Annotated in this window: 6 protein-coding genes; all 6 read right to left on the reverse strand. The window is 60.8% G+C overall.

Annotated elements, in window-relative coordinates; genetic code table 11:
* Positions 1-481: 481 nt before the first annotated feature.
* Positions 482-1,063: a carboxymuconolactone decarboxylase family protein gene (locus R6U20_RS06465; RefSeq protein WP_410337046.1), complete on the reverse strand. Its 582-nt coding sequence runs from the start codon at positions 1,061-1,063 to the stop codon at positions 482-484.
* Positions 1,064-1,111: 48 nt separating this feature from the next.
* A complete protein-coding gene (locus R6U20_RS06470) occupies positions 1,112-1,687 on the reverse strand; it encodes a carboxymuconolactone decarboxylase family protein (RefSeq protein WP_410337047.1) in 576 nt (191 codons plus the stop codon).
* 165 nt (positions 1,688-1,852) lie between these two features.
* Positions 1,853-2,494 (reverse strand): helix-turn-helix domain-containing protein, encoded by a 642-nt coding sequence (locus R6U20_RS06475; RefSeq protein WP_410337048.1) that lies wholly within the window; start codon positions 2,492-2,494, stop codon positions 1,853-1,855.
* 132 nt (positions 2,495-2,626) lie between these two features.
* The gene (locus R6U20_RS06480; RefSeq protein WP_410337049.1) at positions 2,627-3,658 is read right to left on the reverse strand and encodes an NAD(P)H-dependent glycerol-3-phosphate dehydrogenase; all 1,032 of its coding nucleotides are present in this window, start codon (positions 3,656-3,658) and stop codon (positions 2,627-2,629) included.
* 59 nt (positions 3,659-3,717) lie between these two features.
* Complete coding sequence (gene plsY, locus R6U20_RS06485) at positions 3,718-4,395, reverse strand: glycerol-3-phosphate 1-O-acyltransferase PlsY (protein ID WP_410337050.1); 678 nt, start codon at positions 4,393-4,395, stop codon at positions 3,718-3,720.
* A 128-nt stretch (positions 4,396-4,523) separates the two neighbouring features.
* Positions 4,524-5,196 (reverse strand): phosphoribosylformylglycinamidine cyclo-ligase (gene purM / locus R6U20_RS06490; protein ID WP_410337051.1); only part of this gene is annotated, 673 nt, incomplete at its 5' end.

Here is a 5,196-nt window from a genome sequence, read left to right on the forward strand (position 1 = left end):
CTCACTCCGCTAATACATCCCTCCATTGGGGCATGGATCCCAGATCGTCGCTCCGCTCCGTCTGGGATGACGGTGTGGGGGCATAAAAAGCATTTCTGCATGTTCAACAGCGATCATATGTATAGCACAACGCATTCTGAGAGAGGTGCGCCTCTACTCCAAGATTGACCTGTGACAGAGCAGCAGTACTCTGTCACACGTCAATGTGTGGGTTGCAACGTGCCCCGTTTACATGCTGTCATCTTGAGCGTAGCGGCTCCTCCGTCGCCTTCCGCTCACCATGACAGGCTTCGTGGGGGCTGATTGCAGGGCAACCATCAAAATGAGGGTTGACAGAGCAGTAGGCTTCCTCTCTACTCAAAACATAGATTCTAGATCTCCGCTCCGCTTCGTCTGGAATGACGGGTCGGGGAGCTTGGTGGCTCCCACCTCGCCATCCTTCAACACGTTCACACCTCCGTACATCCATACCTCCACACCTCTACACGTTCGTCTTATCAGGCGCTTCGGCCCAGCCCTCCTGGTTGATCTTGGCCATGATAGGAAAGAGCTGGTCGAGTCCCTCGTCAATCTTGGTCTGCGCCACGTGATTGATGTAGTTGCTCAACGTCTTGAGGCTGATGAGCGCATTGATTTCGTAGAGATGCATGCGGGTGATGCCGCGGTCTTCCAACTGGCTGAGATCCTCGTCATCCAACCAGCCACTCTTATCGAGAATAAGACGCGTGGCCTGCACAACCGCCTTTAGGCGCTCTCCGACAGGCAAGCGTCCTTGATTGATGAGTTCGATGTCTTCTTTGGAAAGCCCGGCTGCGTATCCCAACGCCGCGTGGGTCCGAGCGCAGTAGTGGCAGTCGTTGTACCGCGAGATCGCGAGAATAACCGCCTCGCGCTCATCGTTGGCCAGTTCGCCGTCTTCCATCAGTTCCATCGCAGCGATGTAGATCTGCGCGACAGCCGGATTCGCCTTGTTCACTACCTTGATGATCTCCGGCACCAGACCGTAGTAGTCTTGGGCCATTTCGAGCGACCGGTCGAACTCTTCTTGACTGGGCGTAGGCATAGTCAGATATACAGATAAGAATGCAGATTAGAGCGATCGTGTAGGGGGCTATCCCATGAAGAGTCGCTGTCGTTTGGTATCGGCAGGTTCTCGGAACCGATCGCCCAGTTGCTCCTCAATCGGTCGGAGCGGCGCTTCCACCGGAAAGTCGCTGATGTGATGCGTAAACGCCGTCATCTTCTTCATTCCGGTGAAGGCAAAAATCTCGTACAGATCGCCGCGACGTACGCCTCGCTTACGGAGACTGCGCAGCTCGTCCGGACTAAACCACGCGCGGTTGTCACAGGCCTGGCGCGTCGCATCAACGAGAGCGCGGAGGCGGTCGTCTTGGAGCGGCTCGCCATCCAGCAACTGCCCCACAGCCGTTGAGGAGAGCCCGGCATCCAGCGCCATGCGCACATGGACCACCGCATCGTACCGGCTGCTGTGGATGCGCGCCAGTTCAAGCAGCACGGCCTGCTGTTCGCGCCGGGTAAGCACCCCCTTCAAGAGCGCTTCGTCGGCAATCAAGTACACGGCAGCGGGGGCCCCTGTGTGCTGACCGGTCTCCTCAAAAAAGCCCGGTACAACGCCAAATTTTTGTTGGGCTTCCTCACGTATCTCTGTAATCGATGGCTTTTCCATTAGATGTGGAGCGACTCATGAGGTAGATAGCTATTGCTTTCTTACAATCTATGTGTGCATAAGATTGTACAACACGTGCGGCGAGATGTCAACCGCAGCATCTCTATTCAGGGGGGCACTTGACCCTACGAAGTACACCCCCTCAAATGAATTGTGCAGAAACCGTTAATACGAGAGTGTAAAGAAATCCTCGTCGCGGTCGGCGTGCAGCGTAAGCAGATCGGCCTGGGTGAACTGCACAAGAATGGCTGAGGCCTGCTCGCTTGAGAGATCGGCTATACGGGCAAACTCGGCCACGGTGATGCGACCGTAATCCTTCAGATAACTGAGCAGCAGCGACTCCGACTCTCCAAACGACACCGACACACCGTTGGTGGCGGAATCCTCTTCCATGATCCGGATCGACTCGGGGCTTGCTTCTACGCTCATGTCCTCTACGCGGACATACGCCAGGCCCTCGCTCTCCACGGCGTCGCGCAGCACGTGGGGCTTGCCCGGACTTTCAGGGACGTGCACCACCAGCACGTCGCGGCGCGGGGCGATGACGACGCGGTCGGTGTGATACGACACGGGCGGATCGCATAGCTGGCTGATCGCGCGGCGCAGCATGAAGGCTTCTTCTGCAGCGTCATCCACGCCGACGAGGGTGCCGTCGTCATCCACGCCGAGCAGGATGCGTCCGCCGTCGGTGTTAGCCAGGGCAATAACTTCTTTGGCAATGCGCTTGGCCCGAGGCACACGGTGCTTGAACTCCAGCGTGCGGCCCTCGCCCAGCGAAACCAGTTGCTTCAGTTCTTGGAGCGTCATACGTAGTAGATTTGTACCAACAGGACGTACGCAAACGCCCGCTGCTGGATCGTGTTGTACGACGACGCAAAATAGTAGCTACTTCTGCCCCCCCGGACAGTTGCTCTGCCCCGTGCGGTGCCACGCGCAGTGCTACGAGGAGGCCGACGACGACGCCGAGCGCACTTCGGGCTTCGGCGCACGCGCCATAAGGCGCTCCATGAGGCGATGCGGATCGGCATCTTCGTGCAAGATCGCGTGCACAGCGGCGGTAATCGGCATGTCTACGTTGTGCTCCTGGGCCAGGCGGTGGATCGCCTTAGTGGTGTACACGCCCTCGGCCACCATGTGCATTGCGTCGAGCGCCTCGTTGAGCGTGTGGCCGCGCCCGAGTTGCTCGCCCAGGTGACGGTTGCGGCTGTGCCCGCTCACGCAGGTCACGACCAGATCGCCGATGCCCGCGAGGCCCGCAAATGTCTCCGGCGCCGCCCCCAGCGCGTGTCCCAGGCGGCGCAACTCGGCCAGTCCGCGCGTAATGAGCGCCGCTTTGGCGTTGTCGCCGTAGCCTACGCCATCGCAGATGCCCGCAGCCAGTGCCAGCACGTTTTTCGCCGCCCCGGCCAGTTCCACGCCCAGGCGGTCGGTGTTGGTGTACACACGGAAGCGGTCGGTCATGAACACGTCGCGCACCGCCTCGGCCCACTGTTTATCGGGATGCGCGGCCACGACCGTTGTAGGGGCACTCAGCGCCACCTCCTCGGCATGGCTCGGCCCCGACAGCGCCACACACGGCGGATCATTCGGCTGCCACACCTGCTCCATCACCTGCGTCATGGTGCGGCCCGTGTCGGCGTCGATACCTTTTGCGAGCGAGACCGCGCATTCAACATGCGCAAGATACGGACGCAGCGTCTTGGCCATGTCTTCCACTGCATGCGAGGGCACCGCCAGCGCCCACATAGACGACGCGGTGGCGGCCTCTTCGACATTAGCAGTAAGCTGTACACCGTCGGGCAGAACCGTACCCGGCAGATAGGCTTCGTTGCGTCCGGTACTGCGCATGCGTTCAATCTGCGCTTCGGCACGGCCCCACAGGCACACCGTGCGTCCGTTTTGGGCGAGATGCGCAGCCAGCGCCGTGCCCCAGCTGCCGCTGCCCCAGATTGTCAGGTCGGCATTGTTCATGTGTCAGGCGGTTCGAGTGGAGGAGAAGGGCGAGTGCCTTGGGCTGCATCCGGATGCGGTTACAGCTCACCGCGCCCAATCATCCCCTGCGCCGGACGAAACGACGAGAACTGGTTTTCTTCGCCGTTCATCAGGCGGCGAATGTTGGAGCGATGGGCAATCACAATGCCCAGCGCAAGCAGCACGCCCACCACCAGCACGCTCAGATCAAGGCCGGTATCAAATATAAAGATTTGCACCGCCACCGCAATGGGAAAGGCGACCGCGCTCGTCATGGACGCCAGCGACACGTATCCAGAGGGCAAGAGCACGGTGACAAAGATCGCCATCACAATCAGCATGGTGAGCGGTGTAACCGCCAGCAGCACCCCGGCGGTGGTGGCTACGCCTTTGCCTCCATCGAACCCCAGATAAAGGGGAAAGATATGCCCCACAATGGCGGCAAGTCCGGCCAGCAGCATGATCACGGTATCCAGCTCCCACGCTCCAAATGAAGGAACCGCCCCCAGGCGAAGCTGCGAAAACACGCCCGCGGCCAGTGCGCCTTTGCCCATGTCAAGCAGCAACGCGCTGGATCCGACCTTCCACCCCAGCACGCGAAAGGCGTTGGTGGCCCCCGCGTTGCCGCTTCCATAGTCGCGCACATCCACCCCGTGCACCAGCTTACCCAGCCACACGCTGGAGGGCACCGAGCCAATCAGGTAGCTGAGAACGAGAATGACGGCAATGGACAGCATATCGGATGCGCGGCGGTGCGCCAGGACAGTGAGTGGGGTATGCGTAGGACAAACGTAACGCTGTTGGAAGTGCTTTTTGTTCCTTTTCGTTACGTTAAGCCCCTGTTTCCCCAGTCGTCCCAATGGGTTTAGTTGGCCTCAACCGTCCCAATACGCACCGGAGCCGCATCGCTTGTCGTCAGGGCCTGTGTGGCGTCGGGCACGGCACTCGGGGGCACCGCCACGACCAGCCCGATGCCCAGGTTGAACGTGCGGCGCATATCGGATTCGGGGACATCGCCGGTGTCCTGAATCAGGTCGAAGATCGCGGGGCGCGTCCATGCGTCGTAGTTCACGACGGCACGCAGCCCGTCGGGCATGATGCGCGCGAGGTTGCCGGGGAGTCCGCCACCGGTGATGTGTGCAATGCCGTGTACTGGAACGGCCGTACGGGCCGCGCGAATGGCCGGAAGGTACGACCGGTGCACCGTCAGCAGCGCCTCGGCAAGCGGGGTGCCACCGAGTGCCTCCACCGGCTCGTCAATGGAAAACGCGTCAAAGAGTACGTGGCGCGCCAGCGAGAAGCCGTTCGTGTGCAGTCCAGTCGAGGGCAGGCCCAGCAGCACATCACCTTCCTGCACCGCCGAGCCGTCGATGATGTCGGCTTTGTCGACCATGCCCACGATGGTGCCCGCCAGGTCGAAGTCGTCGGCCGCATAGACGTCGGGCATCTCCGCGATTTCGCCCCCGATGAGCGCGCATCCGTTGGACTGGCAGGCCGCTGCGAATCCCCCGATAAGCGCTTCGGCGTGGTCGGGGTTC

The sequence above is a fragment of the Longimonas sp. genome (assembly GCF_046498435.1).
Taxonomy (GTDB): Bacteria; Bacteroidota; Rhodothermia; order Rhodothermales; family Salinibacteraceae; genus Longimonas.

What these genes read in the sequence shown, in the direction of transcription:
- R6U20_RS06465 (WP_410337046.1), bottom strand. Translation starts at nt 1,063, where the DNA reads ATGCCTACGCCCAGTCAAGAAGAGTTCGACCGGTCGCTCGAAATGGCC.
- R6U20_RS06470 (WP_410337047.1), bottom strand. Translation starts at nt 1,687, where the DNA reads ATGGAAAAGCCATCGATTACAGAGATACGTGAGGAAGCCCAACAAAAA.
- R6U20_RS06475 (WP_410337048.1), bottom strand. Translation starts at nt 2,494, where the DNA reads ATGACGCTCCAAGAACTGAAGCAACTGGTTTCGCTGGGCGAGGGCCGC.
- R6U20_RS06480 (WP_410337049.1), bottom strand. Translation starts at nt 3,658, where the DNA reads ATGAACAATGCCGACCTGACAATCTGGGGCAGCGGCAGCTGGGGCACG.
- plsY (WP_410337050.1), bottom strand. Translation starts at nt 4,395, where the DNA reads ATGCTGTCCATTGCCGTCATTCTCGTTCTCAGCTACCTGATTGGCTCG.